Source organism: Pseudomonas sp. KCJK9058 (assembly GCF_046230975.1).
Classification (GTDB): Bacteria; Pseudomonadota; Gammaproteobacteria; order Pseudomonadales; family Pseudomonadaceae; genus Aquipseudomonas; species Aquipseudomonas alloputida.
Window position 1 is genome coordinate 25,581 of the sequence record NZ_JBJJLR010000043.1, and the last position, 22,409, is coordinate 47,989.

Here is a 22,409-nt window from a genome sequence, read left to right on the forward strand (position 1 = left end):
CAGTGCCAGCTGTAAACGATATCACTAGGCCATCAATGATAGCCCGTCCCTCAACCTGCGACGGCGCCCACCCATATTAAATCGGCGCAAGTAAAACATTCATTTATTCCAACCCACACTTTATAAACCACTATTGACGCCATTAAATTTGCGCCAAAAGTGGGGCATTGAAATTTTTTTAAAGAGCCCTGCACACAATAAAAACGTCGCTATCGTGATCGGTAACTGGCCCGTTCTCCGGACCTGCAGTGCACCCTGGAGCTTGTAATGAAAACAGCCATATTTACTGCTGCGGTCACCCCGTTGCTGCTGTTTACTGTGCCAACCGTTGGATACGCCGAAACTTCCACCGCCCCGTTGTTCACCCTCGGCTTACAAGGGAGCTACACCCAACTGGAACTCAACGGCCGTAATAATGAAACCGAAGATATGCCAGAAGGGGGTTTATTCATCAACTACGGCAACAAGATGACGGCCACACAAGGCCTTGTCTACAAGGCCGAGGCCAGTGGCATGTACTCGAAACAGCATGACCAGAACCTCAAGGACGGCCAGGCCGACCTGGACCTGGGCTGGCGGTTGGCACTGGCCGAACGGCATTCAGTCGACCTGCTGCTGGGCGCCGGCTACAAATGGAACCGCTTGGAACCCAATACCAGCCGCCATGATGTCGACCTTACCAACCGCACGCCGTTCGCCAAGCTGGTAGCGGGTTACAATTACCGCTTCAATAATGCCACCTTGCGTTTCGAAGCGGGCATACGCCAGGTTATCAATGGCGATTCGCAATTGAAAATACATGGCATCAGCAACGAAGAGGTTGATTTGAAAGATACCACCAACCCCTTTGCCGAACTTAGTGTGCTGTTCAACCAACACGGTTCTGTGCCGGTATACGCTTCGCTTTACTTCAGCCGCTACAACTATGAACTGGATGGGCAGTTCCTGATGACTGACTCGGACGAACAAACCCGTGACGAGTATGGCCTGAAAATAGGTGTCAGCTTTTAGCCGGGTGGCCGGCGGACTGCCCGGCTTGCTCAGAACGGTCTGGGCACGCCCATCCTGTCCATGCGCGACATAGTAGGCTTGGGCCTGGTGATCGCATTTGCCAGGGGCGGGCTTGCCCACGCAGCAGCCCGCACGGTATCCACTCAGATCGCCGTAGCCCCACCATCCACCGTCAGGCAATGCCCGGTGGTAAACGCTGCACCGTCGCTGCACAGGTACAGCACAGCGCTGGCGATTTCCTCGACCTTGCCAATGCGCCCCACCGGGTGCATGGCTGCGGCGAACTCGGCCTTGCGCGGGTCGGCCTGGTAGGCGCGGCGAAACATGTCGGTGTCGATCACAGCCGGGCACACGGCGTTCACGCGGATGCCCTTCTTGGCGTACTCGATGGCCGCCGACTTGGTCAGGCCGATGACCGCATGCTTGCTGGCGCTGTAGATGCTCATCTTTGGCGCCGCCCCAAGCCCCGCCACCGACGCGGTATTGACGATGGCCCCACCGCCCTGGGCCAGCAACAAGGGCAACTGATACTTCATGCACAACCACACGCCCTTCACGTTCACGCCCATGATCGCATCGAACTCCGCTTCACTGCCTTCGGCCAGGCGGTGTTGCTCGATCTCGATCCCGGCGTTGTTGAAGGCGTAGTCCAGCCGGCCGTAGGCGGCCATCAGGCGCTCATGCAACTGGCGCACCTCGGCGTCGCGGGTTACGTCGCAGGCAATGAACAGCGCTTCGCCGCCTGCCGCGTGGATCTGCGCCACGGTGGCCTCGCCGCCGACCGGGTCGAGGTCGGCCACCACCACTTTCATGCCCTCGTGGGCGAACGCCAGGGCGGTTGCCCGGCCGATACCGGCACCCGCGCCGGTCACCAGGGCTACCTGGCCAGAAAAGGTCATGCTCATCGCGTGCTCCTGTGAGGGGTTGGGTGGGGTTCAGAGCATAGTCAGCCGCCGCTCGGCCGGGCAGCATCATCACAGCAACGGTTGGGCTACCATGCTTGTCAGTGATTTTAAGGAACCGCCTTCATCAACAAGGTAGATTGAACGCCTTACGCCCTCCACAGCCCACAAGGACCCGCCATGACCCAGACCAACCGCCGCTTCCTGCTTGCCAAACGCCCGGTCGGCGCCGTGCGCCGTGACGACTTCAGCTTCGAGACCGTACCCGCCGAGCAACCCGGCGAAGGCCAGGTACTGGTGCGTAACCTGTACCTGTCGCTGGACCCGGCCATGCGCGGCTGGATGAATGAAGGCAAGTCCTACATCCCGCCCGTGGCCCTGGGCCAGGTAATGCGTGCGCTGGGTGTAGGTGAAGTGGTTGCCTCCAATCACCCCGGCTACCAGCCCGGCGACCACGTGAGCGGCGCCCTCGGTGTGCAGGACTACTTCACCGGCGAGCCCCAGGGCCTGCACAAGATCGACCCCAAGCTGGCCCCCCTGCCCCGTTACCTGTCAGCCTTGGGCATGACCGGCATGACCGCCTACTTCGCCCTGCTGGAGGTTGGCCAACCCAAAGCTGGCGATACCGTGGTCATTTCCGGCGCGGCTGGTGCGGTGGGCAGCATTGTCGGGCAGATTGCCAAGATCAAAGGCTGCCGCGTGGTCGGCATTGCCGGCGGTGCCGAGAAGTGCCAGTACCTGAAAGACGAACTGGGCTTTGACGGCGTGATCGACTACAAGGCCGAAGACGTGCTGGCCGGCCTGAAGCGCGAATGCCCCAAAGGCGTGGACGTGTACTTTGACAACGTGGGCGGCGACATCCTCGATGCCGTGCTGACGCGTATCAACTTCAAGGCACGCATCGTGATTTGCGGCGCGATCAGCCAGTACAACAACAAAGAAGCGGTAAAAGGCCCGGCCAACTACCTGTCGCTGCTGGTGAACCGCGCGCGCATGGAAGGTTTTGTGGTGATGGATTACACCAAGGACTACGGCAAGGCCGCGCTGGAGATTGCCGGCTGGCTGGCCAGCGGGCAGGTGAAGAGCAAAGAGGACGTGGTGGAAGGGCTGGAAACCTTCCCGGAGACCTTGTTGAAGCTGTTCAGCGGGGAGAATTTTGGCAAGTTGGTGTTGAAGGTTTAAACGCCCCTGCACGGCACCGAAGGCCCGACATAGCCCGCCGTAGGAGCGGGTTCACCCGCGAAAGGGCCGGGCCTGCGGGCCAATCTCCACCGGCCGTTCACCGTTGCCGCCGCCACCGTATTCGCGGGTAAACCCGCTCCTACACGGATCGGGGGTGCAGCCACATCAATGGTTCGACACAGGCATCGGTGGCCCGAAAGGGCCAGGCCTGCCGGCCAATCTCCACCCGCCGTCCACCGTTGCCGGCACCACCGTATTCGCGGTGACACACATCGATGGCTCGGCACAGCCCGTCGTAGGAGCGGGTTCACCCGCGAAAGGGCCAGACCTGCCGGCCAATTTCCACCCGCCGTCCACCGTTGCCGGCACCACCGTATTCGCGGTGACACACATCGATGGCTCGGTACAGCCCGTCGTAGGAGCGGGTTCACCCGCGAAAGGGCCAGGCCTGCCGGCCAATTTCCACCCGCCGTCCACCGTTGCCGCCACCATATTCGCGGTGACACACATCGGTGGCTCGGCACAGCCCGTCGTAGGAGCGGGTTCACCCGCGAAAGGGCCAGGCCTGCCGACCAATTTCCACCCGCCGTCCACCGTTGCCGCCGCCACCGTATTCGCGGGGACACACATTGGTGGCCCGACACAGGCCGTCGTAGGAGCGGGTTCACCCGCGAAAGGGCCAGGCCTGCCGACCAATGTCCACCAGCCGTCCACCGTTGCCGCCGCCACCGCATTCGCGGTAACACACATCGGTGGCTCGACACAGCCCGTCGTAGGAGCGGGTTCACCCGCGAAGGGCCAGGCCTGCCGACCAATTTCCACCAGCCGTCCACCGTTGCCGCCGCCACCGTATTCGCGGGGGACACACATCGGTGGCTCGGCACAGGCCCTTGTTGGACAACCGCAGGTTAATTACCCACGAATCTCCGCCACCACCGCTGCCAACGCTTGCGCAGGGTCTGCAGCCTGGCTGATCGGCCGGCCAATCACCAGGTAGTCCGAACCGGCATCCAGTGCCTGACGCGGGGTGAGGATGCGGCGCTGGTCATCCTGCGCGCTGCCCGCCGGGCGAATGCCCGGGGTCACCAATTGCAACGATGGGTGCGCCGCCTTCAGTGCCGGGGCCTCGAGCGCCGAGCACACCAAACCGTCCATACCCGCTTTTTCCGCCAGCGCCGCCAAACGCAGCACTTGCTCTTGGGGGTCGACATCCAGGCCAATGCCGGCCAGGTCTTCACGCTCCATGCTGGTCAGCACGGTCACGCCAATCAGCAACGGCTGCGGGCCGCTGCGCTTGGCCAGCTCTTCACGGCAGGCCACCATCATGCGCAGGCCACCGGAGCAATGTACGTTGACCATCCACACGCCCATCTCGGCGGCGGCCTTTACCGCCATGGCGGTGGTGTTGGGAATGTCGTGGAACTTGAGGTCCAGGAACACTTCGAAGCCCTTGTCACACAGGGTTTCGACAATGCCCGAAGCGCTGCTGGTGAACAGCTCCTTGCCAACCTTCACCCGGCACAGCGCAGGGTCAAGCTGGTCAGCCAGCTTCAGGGCGGCCTCACGGGTAGGGAAATCCAGGGCGACGATCAGGGGCGTCTGGCAGGCGGACATGGGCAGGGTCTCTTGGCAAGTCGAAAACGGCGCGCATTGTAAACGAAGTGACGCAGGCTTTGGGGCCCGCAGGTCACGGAATTGGCCCTGCACGGCCTGGCACCTATAATTGAACCAACGGAACGGGCAATTGCTCAAAACTTATGTAACCGTTGCCCATGGCCCGATCTAAGGAGAACGACAATGCCCTGGTATGCCTGGCTGATACTCATCATAGCCCTCGGCTCGATTGTCGGCGGGTTGATGATGCTACGCGACACGGCCAAAAAACTGCCGCTGACCGAAGAGCAACTGCGCAAGGTACATGAGCGCAATGCCGAGGCGGATGCCAAGGACGCACAAGACCGCTAAAACGCCCAGCCCTTCAGGCGCTGCGCCTGCGGGAGCGCGCCATTCCCGGCACGTAAAGGCCGGGCCAGGGCATCACCCCGGCCCCTGCCCGCTTACTCCACCATCACCTTGTCCCGGTTGCGCTCCAGCAACGCATTGCCTATGCCTTTTATTTCCAGCAACTCATCCACTGAAGCAAACGGCCCATTGGCCTCGCGGTAGGCCACGATAGCCTCCGCCTTGGCCTTGCCAATGCCGTTCAGCTCCTTTTGCAGGGTGAGTGCATCTGCCGTGTTCAAGTCCAGCCTCGGCGCCTGCTGTGCCTGGGCCTGGGCCACCACCGGCACCGGTTCGGCCACTGCCATGGTGCTGGCCGGGGCGGCGCTAAGGGAGAACGACAAACTGGTGAACAGCGGCAGCAGCAGGTACGACAGAACGTTATTGCGCATGGTCAACACTCCTTGGGTTGGTCATTTTCCAGCAACCGTTTTCCTTCGGCTGCGCAACCAACCCTAGCGGGTAACCCGGTCGCAACACACCCAACCACCCCGGCGAATGGTTACCGAATCGGTCAGCAAAACGCTCAACTTCGCCCCCCCACCAACAGTGGCCGTTTCCTCCTCGCTCGGCCCCGGCCCTTGATGCACAAGACTCCGGCCCTGTGCCTGTAGCCAAATCCCGGTTGGTTCGACACCCACTGCCCACCAATGCCCGGCCATTCTCCTACAATACCCGCCGAACAAGGCTCACCCCGTAAAGCAGCCGGCCGTGGCGGCTTCAAGCGCATCTGGAACATGGCGACACCAACGCCCCGCTCAACACCCCCGATAGATGTACAGGGCTTCCCCCGCGAATGCGGTGGCGGTTCGCGGGTAAACCCACGCCGACAACGGTCGGCAATAACGGCGAAGCTACTTGCCTTGGGGTGCACACTCAGCACGTCAGACTTTCCTGAAACCCTGCCCCACCTCTTCAGCTCGACAACCAAGCGAACTATCCTACGCGCCAGTCAGAAGCAGCTGAATTGTCGGGGAAATGCCCCAGGGATAACTTCACCGGGTCGCCATGTTGGTGACCGGGTGTGAGAACTCGTTGTGCACTGCTGCTCTACTGTTCAATGGCAGCCATTCGCGGGCAGGCTTCGGCTTGGCCGGTTTCAGTGCATCGGTTTCTCACCCCGCGCAATGGCTGCCACCTTTGTCCGTGAGAAAGATCGAGGTGGTGAGTTCTAACAACGCACTGGAATCTCACCATGAAGAACAACAACCAATCCCCCCTCCTCACCGCAGGCATCGAAACCTTCCTCGAAGCCGGCAACCCCACCCTGGACCTGCTCCGCGTCCAACCCGGCATCCCCGTCGATGACGCCTATGAACACGTCTCCGTCCTGCTGGGCTACTGCAAGCACTTGGTACGCGAAGGTGACATGGAAGACGACCACAAGATGCTGGGCGCAGCGGACTACCTGCTGGCCACTGCAAAAGCCCTGATGAACGACATCGAGATTGCGAAAAACAGGCAGCACTGAAGGGAATGACGCGAGACCAGGCGAGGCTATGCCTCGCTTGCAGTCAGAAGAAATGGGCTTCATCAGCCCAGACATGGCGAGGGCAAACCACTGCAGTGGCCAAGCCCCCGCCCTGTGGGAGCGGGCGCGCCCGCGAACACCGGCAACGCCGGTGCCATCCCCCCCATGCCTACAAGATCACAGCCCCCACCCGCCGCTCAAATCTCACTGCGCGGATAAACACTGATAAACGCCGAAATGGCAATTGCATCCCCATCATCCACCTTCACCCGCGGGCTCTGCCCCGAGCGTTTGATATCCGAGGCAAAATCAGCGGTCTTGAATGCCTGCTCAAGCTCGTCACCGCCCACCCCGGCATAAACGACCACCTGGGTACCGGTATTGTGCTTTTGCAGGGGCAGCTGCTTGATCTGAACCTGCACCCCCGCCTTGGTCAGCGCAACGGCAATTTCCTTGGCAAAGCGCACGGCTTCCTTGTCATCTTTGTGGATATTCAGCAACACCACCGGCGCCAGCGTCTTAGCCTTCAGCTCGCCCGCCAATGCCTTGAACGCATCATGCGCCTGCGGCGTCAGCGCTCTGGGCTTCAGGCTGGCCTCCAGCTTCAACCGCTCGGCCCTCTCGCGCTCAAGTTCCGCCCTGAGCGCATCGTTCTGCTCAATGAGTTGCTCGATCTCCAGCCTGGCCTGCACGTCCGACTCGTGGACGACAGTAACCGTCTGCGCCCCACGGGAAACGGGCACTTCGGCTTGCTGGTTTTTTACATCCGAGGTCATATGGGCAATGATCATCGCACTGGCGGCGATCAGCGCTGCGATTACCGCAGTGGCAGAGGCTATGGCATGGATAAGGCTGGCTGCGTCTGCTGAAATATCAGGCATAAACAACTTCTTGAAGTTAGGGATGTTCATCGTTTCACGGTCAGGCAGGCGTGCCGGGCAGATGCCACGGTACGGGTACAAGTCGAGCCAAGAAGGCTAGCGAGGTCTGGCAGATTGCCATAATTTTGCTAATCTCGCTGTACTGGCTAAGGTTTAAATGACCAATTGAAGCTGTTTTATTTGCGAACTCCACTCTCTGGCAACCAGCGCCAGCATCTCTTCAGCAATTTGAGCAAGCAGCCTGTCGAGCTTCCGCCACATCGATACAGAGACGAGAGGACGATCAGGTACCGCTAACCAGCTTTTTGATGGAGCACCGCTCCCAAGCAGTGATGCCAATGTGGCATTATGGCATGATCAATCACAAGGTATGACAACGTAGGCCGCAGGTCAGCACTTTCAGCTGCTTTTTCTCACGATCACTTGACGCTTATGCCCTCCCGCGCTTACCCTTTCGCCCCTTAGAACAGGGAAGTGTTCAGAAAATCTGTCTGAAATCGCCTTGAGGCGAGCCTTTTCCTGAAGATGAATTCCGGCGTGCCTAGGCGCGCTGCTTTGCTTTGCGGTAAACATCTTGAAGCCTCGTTCTCCCTTCCAGATCCAAAAGTCAGTCATTTTCGCCCTCGTCCTACGCGAAGGGCGCGCACGCGTTGGCAAGCGACGAATGGGCGCCGCATGGGTGCTTATCGAACCTATCTGTCATCTGCTAATTTTTTCAGTGCTGTACGCAATTCTACGTGGCCGCTCAGTTACCGGAGTTGAGTACCCGGTGTTCGTACTCGTGGGACTTGCTCCTTTCCTTCTCTATAGAAATACCGCGCTACGCTTGATGGACAGTTTGCGAGAAAACCGCTCATTGTTCGGATATAAACAAATCAAACCATTAGATACCTATGTAGCTAGGGTAATTGTAGAAACGTGCATAAGCGCAACTGTTTACGCAATTTTGGTTTTCGGCTTCGCTTGGTTTGGCTACGACATGTCAGTACAAAACCCGCTCCAGTGGGTCGCAACTTTATTTTTGGGATTATGCTTTGCCTTCGGCCTCGGCATGCTGCTTGCTCTGATCACGCACGCAATTCCTAGCATTAAGAGTGTGGTGCGCATCGCATTTTTTCCTCTTTATTTCATCTCCGGAGTTCTAATACCAGCATCTTATCTTCCAAGCGCAATGATGCCACTCCTCCTTCTGAATCCGTTCTTACACTTACTTGAACTCATTCGAGGCGAGGTATTGCCGAACTACACGCCTGTAGATGGCGTCTCCCCCACTTATGTGATCGCATTCACTATTGTACTGCTTTTCGTTTCCTTGGGCACTTATCGGGTCCGCAAACTACATTTAATCTCTACCAAAAACGGCTGAGGAGTGGATACCAGTGTTTGAGTTGAGGAATGTCACAAAGTCATACTTGACACCCAAAGGCCGTCGATATGTTTTCAGAGATCTTTCGCTGGCAATCCCCCCAGGCAGAAATATTGGATTGATAGGTAGAAATGGAGCGGGAAAATCAACCCTCATGCGACTGCTGGGAGGGGCAGATGCGCCTGACTCAGGAACTATTGTGACAGATCGCAGTATTTCTTGGCCCGTTGGATTGACTGGCGGGTTTCAAGGTAGCATGACGGGACGAGAAAACATCAAATTCGTATGTAGAATCTATGGTGCAACAGGCGATTCCATGCGTGAAAAGATCCAGTATGTCCAAGAATTTGCAGAAATTGGAGACTGGATAGATGAACCAATCAAAACCTATTCTTCAGGCATGCGCTCCCGACTCGCATTCGGATTAAGTATGGCATTTGACTTTGATTATTACCTCATTGACGAAGTCATGTCGGTTGGAGACGCACAATTCAAAAGAAAGTGCCGCGATGTCTTCAAAGAAAAGATGCAAAAATCCAATTTAGTTCTCGTATCTCACTCAATGCCAGAAATTAAAAAACTTTGCGATCTGGTTTTATTGGTTCGAAAAGGGAAGATCGAAGTATACGAGGATGTTGCCGAGGGCATAAAGGCATACAGTGCCTAAGTTTCTAAAAAATTGCAGCACCGCTTCAATTAAGGACGCTTAATTTATGAGTAGCAAAAGCAACAAAAAAGGCTGGAGCTTGATCGTCGCAATTGTGGTAATTCCGATGACTCTAGCCATTGCTTACTACGGCCTTTTCGCAGCCGACCGATATGTCAGCACAGCTCAAGTTGTCGTACGCCAAGATGGAAACAATCAAGCTGCGCAAATGCCAGGCATTGCAACACTACTGACTGGCACAAATCCAGTATCTCGAGAGGAAACTCTTTATCTTAGAGAATACATCACATCGATGGACATGATGTTGCTTCTCGAAGACCGAGTTCATTGGGTAGAGCAATACTCCTCCCAAAGCAAAGATGTTTTTTTCTGGCTAGATAAAGATGCACCGAATGAAAAACTGCTTTCTTACTATCAGCGCATGGTATCAGCGCACTACGACGAGCTAACCGGTCTTCTTCGCGTTGAAGTTCAAGCTTTCAATCCTGAGCTTTCAGAGCGACTTCTTAGGACAATACTCCAAGCAAGCGAGCACTTTGTTAACGAAGTAAGCCACGATATCGCTCGAGAACAAATGAAATTCGCTCAGAGTGAACTAGAAACTGCACGTCTTAATTATTCGAAGCGGAAAAATCAACTTATTAATTTCCAAAATGAAAACAAAGTCTTGGACGGCGGCAACACAGCACAAAGCCGAGCTACGATTATCGCTGAACTTGAGAGCCAGTTCACCAGAGAGCAAGCCGTGCTTACGGAAATGACTTTTAAACTCCGCTCTGACGCTCCACAAGTACGTCAGCAACGGCAAAAAGTCGAAGCAATCACTCAACAACTAGCTAAAGAAAAGCGCCTTTTGGTATCTTCTGCAAACGGCTCGCAACTTAACGTCATCGCTTCACGCTATCAGCAACTGACACTTGATGCGGGAATTGCTGAGGAAACTTATAAAACTGCCGTAGCAGCAGTAGACAATGCTCGCATTGAAGCAAGTAAAAAAATTCGAACTTTGGTTACTGTCGTTAGCCCAAACACCCCACAGCTAGCAATATATCCTGAGCGCTGGTACAACCTCGCAACTATCTTGCTTGGCCTGCTGATGGTATACGGCATCACCCGCTTCATTCTGGCTTCGATCGAGGATCATCGTGATTAAATTCCTGACTGGCTCTAAGTCTTTCAATCTGAAAATAGCCACCATGATCTTAGCAAGCCTAGGACTAACTGGCTGCGGTGGTACGCTGTCTGGTGCTGGTCCCTACAAAGGGGAAATTGAAAGCAAAAGCGCCATGTACAACTTGATTGAAATAAATGCGAACACCATCGCTCCATTTATGTTTCAAGCTGCGCGCCCCGCTCTAGCAAGCGTGACCAAGCCAATCTCTCCTGAAGTACGTCTCGCACCCGGTGACACATTGAATGTGCTCATCGCGGATACCGCACCAGAAGGCTCTGCACTTTTCGCCCCCTTAGCCACGGGAGGCACGCAATTGAAGTCTAGGGTCGATGCTCAGGGTATGCTCTCGCTACCCTATGTAGGCCGGCAATTTGTCGCCGGCATGACTCTTAATCAAGTAGAACAGGTGATACGGAAGCAGCTCAAAGGCATTACTACAGATGTTCAGACCCATGTGGAACTCGTCGGTGATTTGTCAGGGTCAGTATTGGTAGCTGGTGCAGTTAAAACGCCAGGACGTTTCAGCACCCTTCAAGGCCCCCTTACTTTGCTCGATGCAGTCAACCAAGCGGGTGGCCCTGTATTGGAGCCACATTTAGTCAATGTTACAGTTCGAAATGGCACGCAAGTTCAACAGCTTAACTACGAGGACGTGCTAGCAGGGAATAACATGGTACTTCGGCCAAATTCCGAAGTAGTACTGGATCGAGCACGCCAGCGATTCGTAGCAATGGGGGCTGTGGAACAACCAGGCCTTAAGGATCTGCCTAGCCACAATACTAGCCTTCTGGACGCATTAGGTAGCGTAGGTGGCTTGCGTGAGCAGAATGCAAACCCAGAAGGCGTATTTGTTTTCCGCATGAGCGAAGATAAGAACGCCAAACCAACTGTCTTACGCCTCAACATGCGCGACCCCGCAGCAATCTTCTTTGCACGTCAGATTGCCGTCAAACCTGATGACACTATTTTCGTGACGAATTCTGCTGTCTATGAATGGCAAAAGGTTATTTCTCCAATTGTTCAAACGTTGATCTTGCAGCGCACTGCCAGCTCTCTCTAATTAGTAACGGATTAAATTAGGTATAAATGATGAAAGTTTTAGTATGGAACGCCCCCTGGGCAGTACAGGGTGATCTGCTTTTCTTCAAAAACTGCTATTTGAAGCACTTGCTTTTACAGGCAAATTTGCTCCGCACCCAAGGCTTCGACGTAGAGCTGGTAACAAACGACTATATCTCTGAACCAAATGTAAGGATAGAAAGCGGGATTAAGATTATTAATCTTACCGCGGCTGAGATCCATGGTTTGTCTCAAGGAATTCACCTACCAATGGTGAACCTGTATAAAAATAAAGATAGCGACTTTGTACAAAAAATTAAAACTTTCCTCACCCCAAAACTATCCGAGCATTACGACGCCATCCTCATTTGGGAGAATCCGGTCCCATTCCTTGAAGAAATGTACCCTGATGCCGTAATTGTGCATCAGATGCCAGGCGCATTTAGCCGCTCTCCTTTCCCTGCCACAACCACTTTCGATGTCGATGGCCTCTATCGTGATGGTGCCATTCATAAGCACAGTCTGGAAATCATTCAAGACAATAACTTACATAAAAGCTCAACGCTTGAGTTGTTCCGCGAAGGCATAAAAGATGTTTATCAAAAACTTCCAAAGCTCCATGAAGTAGAACTAAAGAAACACAACTTTGAACAACTTGCACTTGTACCATTACAAGTAAGCAACCACTATGCGTTCATTAGCGACACCCCCTATGCGTCTCAGATCGATTTCTTACATGATGTTCTCGCAAAATCACCAGAGAACACCGGCATTGTAGCGACACAATACGTTAGCCCTAAGATTCACGATACTGTTTTGAATCCGCAAACCTATGCCCTTTTAAAGGCGAGTTGGCCGAACCTAATATACTCTCCAAGCTTTGATAAAACTCAAACTATCTCGCAGCATCTTTTACCACAAGTAAGCAAGGTAATAACCTGCTCGTCGTCCGTAGGCATGCAGGCTATGCTGTGGTCAAGAAATATCGAGGTAATGGGCAATACATTCCTTAGCCATTACAGCGACAACTACTTGACTGACCTCGGGGTTAATGCGCAAGTGGCCCGAGACAATCTGATGACATTCCTACTGGAACGACATCAGGTTATGAGCACTCGATTGGTTCATGATGGTAAATTCCTCAGCGAGTTGCTGTATGCTCTTGTTGCGAAGAAGCGCGCAAATGCTAAAGGCATCGATAAATTTGTCAAATTTGAAGAAATTGACAATGAATACCCTCAGCACCTTGTTAGTGCGATTAACGCAACAAAGATCAGCAAAGACCTGCGCTCCGCCAGCCCTGCGCTTGACGCTGAACTCATTGCAGTTGAAAAGTTCGAACGCGCAATTCGTAATAACGAGATCGAGAGTATTTCTTTCGACCTATTTGACACATTGATTGCAAGACCAGTTGAGGTTCCCGCTGACGCCTATCACTTCCTTGAGCGAGAGGCGCTCAAAATATCCCGTGGGGTAACCGAAGATTTTGCGAGAGTTCGTCTAAACGCTGAGGTTGAGACACGAGCTCGCTCAACCAAAGGTGAAATCACCTTAGATGAAATCTACGAACAAATAATTGAACATTACCAGATTGATCCTGAAATCATCGGACAGATCAAGAAAAAGGAGCTTGATCTTGAGGTAGCACTTGTTGAAAAGCGTGAGCTAGGCTATCGACTCTGGAATGTGGCGAAAGCGTCGAATAGACCCATCACTATCATCTCTGATATGTACCTCCCTTACGAAACCATTCTAGCGATGGTAGAGAAGACTGGTTATACAGGCTATAAAAAACTTTATGTTTCTAGCGATTATGGAGTCCGTAAGAAAGAGGGTGGACTTTATGATTACGTCATTGCCGACCAACGCATCAAACCTACTAAACATCTTCATGTCGGTGATAACAAAGCTGCTGACGTAGATCAATCGCAAGCTCGAGGCATGTTTGCATTCCGTATTCCACGCGCTATTGATAGAATGCGTGCCAACCCACATTACGCCAAGATTTTCAATCCACGCTCCGGTGTCGGCGAAAAATCAAGAAGTGTCATAGCTGGTTTGATTGCAAATAAATTTTTTGACTTGCCAAGCGGCCCGTTAGAGCAGGAAACTCTCTTTATGGGTAGCAGCTATAAGCTCGGATACGCTGGCCTTGGCCCAGTACTTTCGGGCTTCATGGTATGGCTATCAAGAACTGCCAAAGCGCAAGGTGTGTCCCGACTCTATTTCCTATCTCGTGAAGGCTGGGTACTCAAGCAAGCCTACGATGCGCTAACTAGACACATACCTGACGCGGTCCCTAGCTACTACTTGTACTGCTCTCGCCGAGCAGCACGTGTAGCGGCACTTCAGACAATCAGCGACATTACGTCGGTTGCTTGCCAGCCCTTTGAGGCCGGTGTATCGCTTCGAGATCTTCTCAAGAACCGCTTTGGGCTCAGCAGCACTCCAGAAATTGAGCAGATCGTTTTCGACAATAGCGGCCTGACAATTGATCAACCACTGAGTTCTGACAGCGCTGGGAGAGTCGCGTTCTCCAAAGTATGTGTGAACTTGTCGAGTGAAATACTTGCACATGCTCAAACTGAACGTGAAGCCTACCAGAAATATCTTCAAGTCAGCGGCATCGCTTCCGAATCTCAACCTGCTATTGTCGATATCGGCTGGAAAGGCAATATGCAAGGCTCACTCGGCAATCTGATTGGTCGACCGCTTCAGGGTTACTACTATGCGACCCTGCAAGGCGCTGAACGCTGGGAAATTTTAGGCCACAAATTAAGTGCATATGCCGGCGAGTCGCTAAGCGTCGGGCATGAGAGCGCACTTACAAGCAATCGTCACATTTGCGAGTTTTTGACTTGTAAAGCTGCCGGCAGCTTAGTTTGCTTTGAATTTGATTACCAAGGGAATTTAACACCCAAATTCCGAACCGAAACTGAACAATCGCGACGAAACATTCTTATTGAAGAGATTCATCGTGGGGCAATTGATTTTTCAGCAGATCTTGCTGCAAGATTCAAAGGTGTCCAAGATGGAGTTCTTATTGATCCTCAGTTGGCTGAACGCGTTTTCAAAACATTCTTGACCTCGCCGATTAAAGCCGATGCAAAACTATTGCTCGGGTACGCTTTTGAAGATGCCTTCGGCGGTGTTGAGCGGAAATTCGTCATTGCAGAAGACGCATCTCTTGTCTCAGTTTGGCAAAAGGGTTCCGCTCTTTTCCATACTCAACCACCGAAAAAGCCCGCTGCCCCAGCTAAAACCCCAGCCCCACAAAAACCAGCTACTCCACCTGCTAAACCAGCAGTGAAACCTGATGCTAAGGCCGCTGCACCAGCAGCAAAAACTGAAGCACCTAAAGAAGTTAAGAAACCAGCTAAACCCGCCAATGATGCGAGCACGCAAACTAAGCCTGCTAATGATGATGTAAAGGTACCCGCAGTAAAAAAGTCGTCAGTTGAGATCGGAATTCAGCCCCGATCTCGGGTCGACTATTATCCAGGGAAGATGCTGAAGCCATTCGAGACCGTTGTAATTCGCTGTATGGTAACGAATAAAAAATTCGACAAATACAGACGTGATCGAGACGCTTTCTTCAGAGACTCGAAGGATCGATTAGCGGTTCGTTGGTATGCCCTAACGAACCCTGAGGCCAACAACCTGTAATTGCCTGGAATAACAATGAAAGCAATATACATACATATAAAAAACACTCCCAATGTCGGTGACATTGCGTGTAGCCCTTATCATTATTTCAAATTCCCGGACTCGACTGCGCATGACATTCGGGATGAGTACTTCCCAGAAAGCGACCTTGCCATAATTGGAGGAGGAGCAATTGAACCCTACTTCAAAGAGCCGCTTGACATACTTCCGAAGCTCAAAGCAAAAAAGAAAGTCGCATGGGGTATAGGCAGTTCACGTAGCGGCCGAAAACAGAATGACCCATTCGCCATCCAAGGCCTTGATTTAGTTGGACTTCGCGAATTCAGAAGAGAAGGCGGCGAATACGTTCCGTGTGTAAGCTGTATGTCAGATCTTTTTGACAAAGATTACGCCATTCAACATGATGTCGTTTTCTACAAACATGCAGCAAAAGACTTCGGCGAGTCCGACATACATGGACTTCCGACCCTGGACAATAGAGCATCACTTCAGGATGCTATTGCATTCATGGGTAGCGCTGAGACGGTAATTACCAACTCGTTTCACGGAACCTACTGGGCAACATTGCTAAATCGCAAGGTTCTGTGCCTTCCATTTTCTTCAAAATTTTACGGCTACAAATATCTACCTACATATACGAAGCCAGATCGCTGGAAAATTGACCGTCGCCTTGCCACGACTCACCCAGAAGCTCTAGATGATTGCAGGAAACACAACATTTCATTCCACGAAAAAATACTTAATCTAATCTAGAACTGTCACCCGGGGCTAAACGCCCCGGGTTTTTAGTCAACGCAGGAAACAGTCGGCAACTGCATATCCTCTTCCGCCCTCGAACTCCGTGATGATTTTCAAACACCGCAATCCTGTTTTATCATCAGAAACATCTCCAATACCCTCGATGGCATTCAGGTAATCACCTGGCTTAACTCTTTCTGTCACCCGCACCCTTACAGTCCCAGAATAAACTATACAACTCCACTCGTCTGGCCTTTCACTCCTCGGAACATACTTCACAGAATCATCATAATAAGGATTAAGCTTTGGAACCTTCATGAGATAATCCTCCGTACGCTGCCCCCGAAGCAACTGTCTCCGCTCGATATTGTCCTTAGCCCCTTCATAGATCACTCTTGACTCCGAATCAAAATATCTAATCATTTTTATATCTTCATACAGCACCCGTCCAAATTCATCGCACAAATATTTTCCCGCCCAATGAAAATCAGCGCCACCACCTACCAATAAAGTAAAATTACTTTTAACTCCAAACATTGTTTCTTCCGCCTTACATATCGCGACTTTTCCTTCTCTTTCCGTAACAATACACCCTATAGGTATCTCACCCCTATTAAAGTTTTCAAACATCTCAGCCACGCCCCTAGCGTCCCCAGCTCCTTTAAAACCGGCCGCAGAATATACACACCCGCCGGAATCCACCCTAAACTTCAGATTCTCGCTAGTTCTCTTACCCGACGGAGCAAATCCGAAACTGAGTGAGTTCGGAGAGTCAGAGAATACTCTTTCCCCGAAAACAATAGCGCCGCTCGCCGCCGCGGTATTTCTACTCCCACCTAGCACAATCGAGCCGCTTCCAACAGCATGTGACTCTACCGAACCTATGACAGTCGATCTCTCACTCTTGGCACTTGACTTATATGAACCTATAACCGTTGCGAGGCTGTTTGACACTCGGGATTTTACGGATGACAATATTAACGAGTTTGAACAACCAAATAACTCACTCCTAGAAGACGCTATAATCGCTGACGCTTCAATATTTTGTATTATTAAAGCTTCCGTATCCTGCCCATAATTCTTTCCAGAATTAACAACTATGATAGACTCTACGGACCCACCCTTACCAAGCCTTAATTTAGCCTCGCACCCACGCCCCCGTCCTCCGCGATCCTCAACCTCCAATCTAGATTCTTTCAGCCGATACCCTTTACCAGGCTTGACAACCTCAATTTTTGAAACCTTTCCACCCGTAACATAAACCTTTAGCTCAGCACCATATCCACTCCCAATTCTGGTAGTATTAGAAGCCAAGTTCAAAACATAAGAGCCACTAGTTTCAGCATGGCGTGTAGCGATGTTACCTCCAGTTGAAACAGTCGCAGAACTGAAAATCGCTCCGTAATTAAATGCTCTAAACCCATAAGACTTTGACTCCTCTGCGGAAATCGTGGATGCTTGCGGCCCGTTCACTATGCACTGCCGAGATGCTGCCGCCAAACCTAAATTCGATTTAACCCAGGTATAAATAGATGCAATAACAACACTACGTGCAAACAACGCACGACAATTAGTAGATGCAATTATAACTTTATTATAAAAGGTAGACCTTCCGGAAATTGAGCCCGTCCTCTTTCGACCGCCACGGTACGCTTGCTCAACAGCACCAGTATCGTCTTTAGCTGCTATCATGCCAGCGCTCTCTGCAGCTTCAATCTCCCCAGCGTCAGTTAAAAAAACTCCGTTCACATACAAATTGGCGGTAGGCACATTTTTTACTCTAAACCTCCCGCCCCTTAGATCCACCCTAACGCCACTAAACTTACTTTCTAACTTCCGAAATAACTGCTCTGAGTCGGAATCCACCTCCAAGCTTCGCAAATGCTCATCTATATAATTCTCTACGGTCACTACTGATTGAGGCGCAACTCGCCTTTCGCCTCCCGCTGCAACTCCTGCTATAAGCGGAATTACTGAAGTAAGTCCCAATCGATGCAGAAAATTCCTACGTTTCATATACGCCCCATTAACAGAATAGACACTAAAGCTATTTAAAATTTTTCCATCTGCAATAAATTTCAAAAAAATATTCCCAGAAGACAAAAAATTCTCTCTATGCTATTATGTCCAGCCACGTAACGCCACCCACGTGCCAGCCTGCCACCCTTTATGGGACTGGACAATGGCAGCATGTGAGGCCGCCAGACTAACCTCATGTAAAGGAATGAACATGCGCCTCCCTAATGACATCACCTGCTCCAACGAGTCCCCGTTTGTGCTATTCGGAGGCATAAATGTACTCGAGTCCAAAGACCTCGCCCTTACAGCGTGCGCTGAATATGTTCGAGTCACACAGAAGCTTGGAATACCCTTCGTATTTAAAGCTAGCTTTGACAAAGCAAATCGCTCATCAATCAATTCGTACCGCGGCCCAGGAATGGAAGAAGGACTTCGAATTTTCGAAGCCGTTAAAGCGGAGTTTGGCGTCCCAGTAATTACTGATGTACATGAAATTTATCAAGCGTCTCCCGTCGCCGAGGTAGCTGACATCCTCCAACTACCTGCTTTTTTGGCTCGCCAGACAGATCTTGTAACGGCACTGGCCAAAACGGGGAAGCCAGTCAACATCAAAAAGCCACAATTCCTTAGCCCTTCTCAGATGCAAAACATTGTCCACAAGTTCAAAGAAGCCGGTAACGACCAATTGATCCTGTGCGACCGCGGTTCCTGCATGGGCTACGACAATCTGGTCGTTGACATGCTGGGCTTTGGCGTCATGAAGCGAACCTGTGACAACCTGCCAATCATCTTCGACGTAACCCACGCTTTGCAGAACCGTGACCCGTCCGGCGCAGCTTCTGGCGGCCGTCGCGAGCAAGTCGTCGATCTGGCTCGTGCAGGCATGGGCGTTGGACTGGCAGGCCTGTTCCTCGAAGCCCATCCGAACCCAGACCAAGCTAAATGCGATGGCCCGAGCGCGCTGCCGCTGGACAAATTGGAGCCTTTTCTGGCGCAAATCAAGGCCCTGGACGACTTGATCAAGTCTTTCCCGCCGCTGGCGATTTCGTAAGTCTTCGGTGACAAGGATTGTGAGTATGGCTAGTTCAAAAAAACGGGTTGCGATTGTCATTCCAGCCCGCTATGGCTCCACTCGCCTACCAGGTAAGCCACTCGCTGATATCGCCGGCAAGCCGATGGTGCAGCACGTTTATGAGCGGGCACTGCAGGTAACCAATGCGCACGTCGTTGTGATCGCTACCGACGACGCGCGTGTTGCCGATGCGGTACGCGGCTTCGGGGGCGAATGCGTGATGACTTCGCCCGACCATCCGTCTGGCACCGACCGCCTTGCGGAAGTCATGACCCAAGTTGACGCAGATATTTATATCAACCTGCAAGGTGATGAACCGCTAGTTCGTCCGGCCGATATTGAAGCTTTGGCTGTTGGCATGTTGGCAGATGCTAGCGTTAAAGTCGGCACTCTGTGCCACCCGATCGACGCGCATGAAGCGAGTAACACTAACACCGTTAAGGTGGTGCTTGCAGCAAATGGTAACGCGCTGTATTTCAGCCGTTCGCCAATTCCTTACCCTCGCGATAGCGAAGTGGCTACATACCTTAAGCACGTCGGCGTTTACGCCTATCGCCGTGAGGTACTAGCTGAATATGCCACCCTGCCACAGCCCATGATTGAGCATGCAGAAAAGCTTGAACAACTACGTTTGATGGCAGCGGGCTACTGCATTCGTGCCTACGTCGTTGAGCCGACCGGTCCTGGTGTGGATACACCGGAATGCTTGGAACAGGTACGCGCGCTGATGTCTGGCCAAGCACCAGTAACAAAGCCGACATTGGCAGATATCCGCTTGGTAATCACTGATGTGGACGGTGTACTGACTGACGGTGGCATCTACTACGACGCTACCGGTGAATGCCTCAAGCGCTTCCACGTGCGTGATGGCATGGGTATGCGCTTGCTGGAGGAGAATGGTGTGCGGGTAGCAGTACTGTCCGGGCGTGATTCCGCAACCTTGCGCAAGCGTGTAGCGGATTTGGGTGTGACACTTTGCCAGTTTGGCGTGAAGGACAAACTCGCGGCCTGCAACCAGCTCATGTCTGAGGCTGGAGTCACGACTGAGCAAACTGCATGTATTGGTGACGATTGCATTGATCTGCCAGCATTTGCCGCGTGCGGGATCTCGTTTGCAGTGGCAGACGCGCCGGTCTACGTGAAAACTGCGGCGACTCAGACATTGACGGCAGCAGGCGGGACTGGCGCTTTCCGTGAAGTTGCCGATGCCATTCTCTTTGCCCAAGGCAAGGATGCCGTTTTAGGCAGCGCGGCGGGATATGCAAAGGTGATGGCAAAAATGGCTCAGTAAATCAGCCATTTCCTTAGCCCAACGGGCTTATCGTGAAGAGCCGATATAGTTCATACTTATCGGCTCTTGAACGGTGCTTAGTCGAAAATCTCGACCACCCCCACCACGGCACCTTCTGCATCAGTAACAGCCAATGCTCGGATCTTGTTATCCAGCATGTAGGCCTCTGCCTCCGAAAGCTGCGCATCCTCGGAAATAGTGTGCGGATTAGCCGTCATGAACTGCGCAACACTTTCGTGAATGACCCCTTCGTTACTCAGCAGCGCTCGGCGCAAGTCTCCGTCAGTCACGATGCCCACGAGCTTGTTATTATCCATTACAGCTGTCATGCCAAGACGACTGCGAGTCATCACCAGCAGGCAATCATGGAAGCTTGTAGTGGAGTTCACAATAGGTGCCGGCGAGTGCATCACATCGCGCACGCGGGTTAGCAGCTTGCGCCCCAGGCTGCCGCCTGGGTGGTAGCGAGCGAAATCCATCGGCTTGAACTGGATCGCTTCAATCAGCGCCACGGCCAACGCATCGCCCATGGCCATGGTAGCCAGAGTCGAAGTAGTAGGCGCCAGATTGTTCGGGCACACCTCACGATCAACCGAGATATCCAGCCAAATATCGGCGTGCTTGGCCAAGGTCGATTTCCCATTGCCGGTCATTGCAATAATCTTGTTGCCGAATGACTTGAGGCTCGGGATCAACTTGATCAACTCTTCCGTTTCGCCGCTATAGCTGATGAGGATCAGCACGTCGATCGGCTTGAGCATACCCAAGTCGCCATGGAAGGCTTCCGCAGGATGCAGGAAAAAGCTGGGGGTGCCTGTCGATGCAAACGTGGCAACCATCTTCTGACCGATCAGGCCAGATTTGCCCATGCCGCACACAACAGTTCGGCCCTTACAAGCGAGGATGAGCTCAACAGCGCTCTGAAATTCGCCATCCAGGCGGTCGGCCAGCTGGCTAACAGCTTGTGCCTGAGCGATGAGGGCTTCTTTGGCGATGCTAAGGTGATTCATTTTCGTCCCTGACAGCTGCAGAAATATTCGTAGCTGCGGATGGTAAGGTTTTTGCAAACAGCAAGCAAAGTCTATTGGCCTATTCAGCCGATCAACGGAGGGAAAACGCCAAAATTTCAGCCGGCGTTTCTTGCAAACTCAGGTTCATCTCTCAAGCCCGATTGCCAACAACCTCGAACCTGCTTCGCAATGATGACCGCAATCATTTCCTTGTAGCACTCATACTAGTGCGCCAGAATGCGCGCTTTTTGCCACCCAACCTAGCAGTCAGGAGACTAACGATGCCTAGTCGTCGTGAGCGTGCCAACGCCATTCGTGCCCTCAGCATGGACGCAGTACAAAAGGCCAACAGCGGCCACCCAGGTGCCCCCATGGGCATGGCGGATATCGCCGAAGTGCTTTGGCGCGACTACCTGAAGCACAACCCGAGCAACCCGAGCTTCGCCGACCGTGACCGCTTCGTGCTGTCCAACGGCCACGGTTCGATGCTGATCTACTCGCTGCTGCACCTGACCGGCTACGACGTCACCATCGATGACATCAAAGGCTTCCGCCAACTGCACAGCCGCACCCCGGGCCACCCGGAATACGGCTACACCCCAGGCGTGGAAACCACCACCGGCCCGCTCGGCCAGGGTATCGCCAACGCCGTGGGCTTCGCCCTGGCCGAAAAAGTGCTGGCTGCCCAGTTCAACCGTGACGGCCACAATATCGTCGACCACAACACCTATGTGTTCCTCGGCGACGGCTGCATGATGGAAGGCATCTCCCATGAAGTCGCCTCGCTGGCCGGCACCCTGGGTCTGAACAAGCTGATCGCCTTCTACGATGACAATGGCATCTCCATCGACGGCGAAGTGCACGGCTGGTTCACCGACAACACCCCGGCGCGCTTCGAA

Annotated in this window: 18 protein-coding genes and 1 pseudogene; 13 read left to right on the top strand and 6 right to left on the bottom strand. The window is 52.9% G+C overall.

The window, feature by feature from the left end:
* The first annotated feature begins 267 nt into the window (after positions 1-267).
* Positions 268-1,011 (top strand): hypothetical protein, encoded by a 744-nt coding sequence (locus tag ACK59Z_RS20325; RefSeq protein WP_409293605.1) that lies wholly within the window; start codon positions 268-270, stop codon positions 1,009-1,011.
* A 143-nt stretch (positions 1,012-1,154) separates the two neighbouring features.
* Here ACK59Z_RS20325 and ACK59Z_RS20330 read toward each other — a convergent pair whose 3' ends face one another.
* Positions 1,155-1,916: an SDR family oxidoreductase gene (locus tag ACK59Z_RS20330; RefSeq protein WP_003252780.1), complete on the bottom strand. Its 762-nt coding sequence runs from the start codon at positions 1,914-1,916 to the stop codon at positions 1,155-1,157.
* A gap of 177 nt (positions 1,917-2,093) precedes the next feature.
* Between ACK59Z_RS20330 and ACK59Z_RS20335 the strand changes: the two genes are divergently transcribed.
* Positions 2,094-3,095 carry an NADP-dependent oxidoreductase gene (locus tag ACK59Z_RS20335; protein ID WP_108079299.1) on the top strand — a complete coding sequence of 334 codons (1,002 nt, stop codon included), beginning with the start codon at positions 2,094-2,096 and terminating at the stop codon, positions 3,093-3,095.
* 912 nt (positions 3,096-4,007) lie between these two features.
* On the opposite strand, the gene pyrF is transcribed toward ACK59Z_RS20335, so the two are convergent.
* Complete coding sequence (gene pyrF, locus ACK59Z_RS20340) at positions 4,008-4,709, bottom strand: orotidine-5'-phosphate decarboxylase (RefSeq protein ID WP_003252765.1); 702 nt, start codon at positions 4,707-4,709, stop codon at positions 4,008-4,010.
* A 183-nt stretch (positions 4,710-4,892) separates the two neighbouring features.
* On the opposite strand from pyrF, the gene ACK59Z_RS20345 reads away from it, so the two are divergent.
* Entirely contained in the window at positions 4,893-5,060 is a 168-nt protein-coding gene (locus ACK59Z_RS20345; RefSeq protein WP_003252762.1) for a DUF2897 family protein, read from the top strand.
* Positions 5,061-5,152: 92 nt separating this feature from the next.
* Here ACK59Z_RS20345 and ACK59Z_RS20350 read toward each other — a convergent pair whose 3' ends face one another.
* Positions 5,153-5,488, bottom strand: a complete 336-nt coding sequence (locus ACK59Z_RS20350; protein WP_003252760.1) for a ComEA family DNA-binding protein — start codon at positions 5,486-5,488, stop codon at positions 5,153-5,155.
* Between the two features lie 803 nt (positions 5,489-6,291).
* On the opposite strand from ACK59Z_RS20350, the gene ACK59Z_RS20355 reads away from it, so the two are divergent.
* Positions 6,292-6,567 (top strand): DUF3077 domain-containing protein, encoded by a 276-nt coding sequence (locus ACK59Z_RS20355; RefSeq protein ID WP_003252758.1) that lies wholly within the window; start codon positions 6,292-6,294, stop codon positions 6,565-6,567.
* 197 nt (positions 6,568-6,764) lie between these two features.
* Here the strand turns inward: ACK59Z_RS20355 and ACK59Z_RS20360 are convergent, their stop codons facing one another.
* Positions 6,765-7,478: a hypothetical protein gene (locus ACK59Z_RS20360; RefSeq protein ID WP_409293606.1), complete on the bottom strand. Its 714-nt coding sequence runs from the start codon at positions 7,476-7,478 to the stop codon at positions 6,765-6,767.
* 544 nt (positions 7,479-8,022) lie between these two features.
* Here ACK59Z_RS20360 and ACK59Z_RS20365 point away from each other — a divergent pair.
* The 6 genes from ACK59Z_RS20365 to ACK59Z_RS20390 are packed head-to-tail and all read left to right on the top strand — an operon-like array spanning position 8,023 to position 16,133.
* Positions 8,023-8,814, top strand: coding sequence for an ABC transporter permease (locus tag ACK59Z_RS20365; protein WP_409293607.1), 792 nt, complete (start codon positions 8,023-8,025; stop codon positions 8,812-8,814).
* 13 nt (positions 8,815-8,827) lie between these two features.
* Positions 8,828-9,481, top strand: coding sequence for an ABC transporter ATP-binding protein (locus ACK59Z_RS20370; RefSeq protein WP_409293608.1), 654 nt, complete (start codon positions 8,828-8,830; stop codon positions 9,479-9,481).
* Positions 9,482-9,527: 46 nt separating this feature from the next.
* Complete coding sequence (locus ACK59Z_RS20375; RefSeq protein ID WP_409293609.1) at positions 9,528-10,634, top strand: ABC transporter permease; 1,107 nt, start codon at positions 9,528-9,530, stop codon at positions 10,632-10,634.
* Between the two features lie 43 nt (positions 10,635-10,677).
* On the top strand, positions 10,678-11,715 hold the full coding sequence (locus ACK59Z_RS20380) for a polysaccharide biosynthesis/export family protein (RefSeq protein WP_409293615.1): 1,038 nt from the start codon (positions 10,678-10,680) through the stop codon (positions 11,713-11,715).
* A gap of 29 nt (positions 11,716-11,744) precedes the next feature.
* Positions 11,745-15,380, top strand: a complete 3,636-nt coding sequence (locus ACK59Z_RS20385) for an HAD family hydrolase (RefSeq protein WP_409293610.1) — start codon at positions 11,745-11,747, stop codon at positions 15,378-15,380.
* A gap of 15 nt (positions 15,381-15,395) precedes the next feature.
* A complete protein-coding gene (locus tag ACK59Z_RS20390; RefSeq protein ID WP_409293611.1) occupies positions 15,396-16,133 on the top strand; it encodes a hypothetical protein in 738 nt (245 codons plus the stop codon).
* Between the two features lie 36 nt (positions 16,134-16,169).
* On the opposite strand, the gene ACK59Z_RS20395 is transcribed toward ACK59Z_RS20390, so the two are convergent.
* Positions 16,170-18,200, bottom strand: a complete 2,031-nt coding sequence (locus tag ACK59Z_RS20395; RefSeq protein ID WP_409293612.1) for a peptidase G2 autoproteolytic cleavage domain-containing protein — start codon at positions 18,198-18,200, stop codon at positions 16,170-16,172.
* Between the two features lie 148 nt (positions 18,201-18,348).
* Between ACK59Z_RS20395 and kdsA the strand changes: the two genes are divergently transcribed.
* The gene (gene kdsA, locus ACK59Z_RS20400; protein WP_409283064.1) at positions 18,349-19,188 is read left to right on the top strand and encodes a 3-deoxy-8-phosphooctulonate synthase; all 840 of its coding nucleotides are present in this window, start codon (positions 18,349-18,351) and stop codon (positions 19,186-19,188) included.
* Between the two features lie 25 nt (positions 19,189-19,213).
* Complete coding sequence (gene kdsB, locus ACK59Z_RS20405; RefSeq protein WP_409293613.1) at positions 19,214-20,500, top strand: 3-deoxy-manno-octulosonate cytidylyltransferase; 1,287 nt, start codon at positions 19,214-19,216, stop codon at positions 20,498-20,500.
* A 77-nt stretch (positions 20,501-20,577) separates the two neighbouring features.
* Here the strand turns inward: kdsB and ACK59Z_RS20410 are convergent, their stop codons facing one another.
* Positions 20,578-21,510 carry an SIS domain-containing protein gene (locus tag ACK59Z_RS20410; protein WP_409293614.1) on the bottom strand — a complete coding sequence of 311 codons (933 nt, stop codon included), beginning with the start codon at positions 21,508-21,510 and terminating at the stop codon, positions 20,578-20,580.
* Positions 21,511-21,791: 281 nt separating this feature from the next.
* On the opposite strand from ACK59Z_RS20410, the pseudogene ACK59Z_RS20415 reads away from it, so the two are divergent.
* Positions 21,792-22,409 (top strand): annotated as a pseudogene (locus tag ACK59Z_RS20415) (transketolase); the annotation flags it as partial.

Bases quoted from the DNA above. Each gene is read 5' to 3' on its own strand.
- kdsA (WP_409283064.1), top strand. From the start codon at position 18,349: ATGCGCCTCCCTAATGACATCACCTGCTCCAACGAGTCCCCGTTTGTG.
- ACK59Z_RS20350 (WP_003252760.1), bottom strand. From the start codon at position 5,488: ATGCGCAATAACGTTCTGTCGTACCTGCTGCTGCCGCTGTTCACCAGT.
- ACK59Z_RS20335 (WP_108079299.1), top strand. From the start codon at position 2,094: ATGACCCAGACCAACCGCCGCTTCCTGCTTGCCAAACGCCCGGTCGGC.
- kdsB (WP_409293613.1), top strand. From the start codon at position 19,214: ATGGCTAGTTCAAAAAAACGGGTTGCGATTGTCATTCCAGCCCGCTAT.
- pyrF (WP_003252765.1), bottom strand. From the start codon at position 4,709: ATGTCCGCCTGCCAGACGCCCCTGATCGTCGCCCTGGATTTCCCTACC.
- ACK59Z_RS20355 (WP_003252758.1), top strand. From the start codon at position 6,292: ATGAAGAACAACAACCAATCCCCCCTCCTCACCGCAGGCATCGAAACC.
- ACK59Z_RS20410 (WP_409293614.1), bottom strand. From the start codon at position 21,510: ATGAATCACCTTAGCATCGCCAAAGAAGCCCTCATCGCTCAGGCACAA.
- ACK59Z_RS20385 (WP_409293610.1), top strand. From the start codon at position 11,745: ATGAAAGTTTTAGTATGGAACGCCCCCTGGGCAGTACAGGGTGATCTG.
- ACK59Z_RS20330 (WP_003252780.1), bottom strand. From the start codon at position 1,916: ATGAGCATGACCTTTTCTGGCCAGGTAGCCCTGGTGACCGGCGCGGGT.
- ACK59Z_RS20375 (WP_409293609.1), top strand. From the start codon at position 9,528: ATGAGTAGCAAAAGCAACAAAAAAGGCTGGAGCTTGATCGTCGCAATT.
- ACK59Z_RS20380 (WP_409293615.1), top strand. From the start codon at position 10,678: ATGATCTTAGCAAGCCTAGGACTAACTGGCTGCGGTGGTACGCTGTCT.
- ACK59Z_RS20325 (WP_409293605.1), top strand. From the start codon at position 268: ATGAAAACAGCCATATTTACTGCTGCGGTCACCCCGTTGCTGCTGTTT.
- ACK59Z_RS20390 (WP_409293611.1), top strand. From the start codon at position 15,396: ATGAAAGCAATATACATACATATAAAAAACACTCCCAATGTCGGTGAC.
- ACK59Z_RS20360 (WP_409293606.1), bottom strand. From the start codon at position 7,478: ATGAACATCCCTAACTTCAAGAAGTTGTTTATGCCTGATATTTCAGCA.
- ACK59Z_RS20345 (WP_003252762.1), top strand. From the start codon at position 4,893: ATGCCCTGGTATGCCTGGCTGATACTCATCATAGCCCTCGGCTCGATT.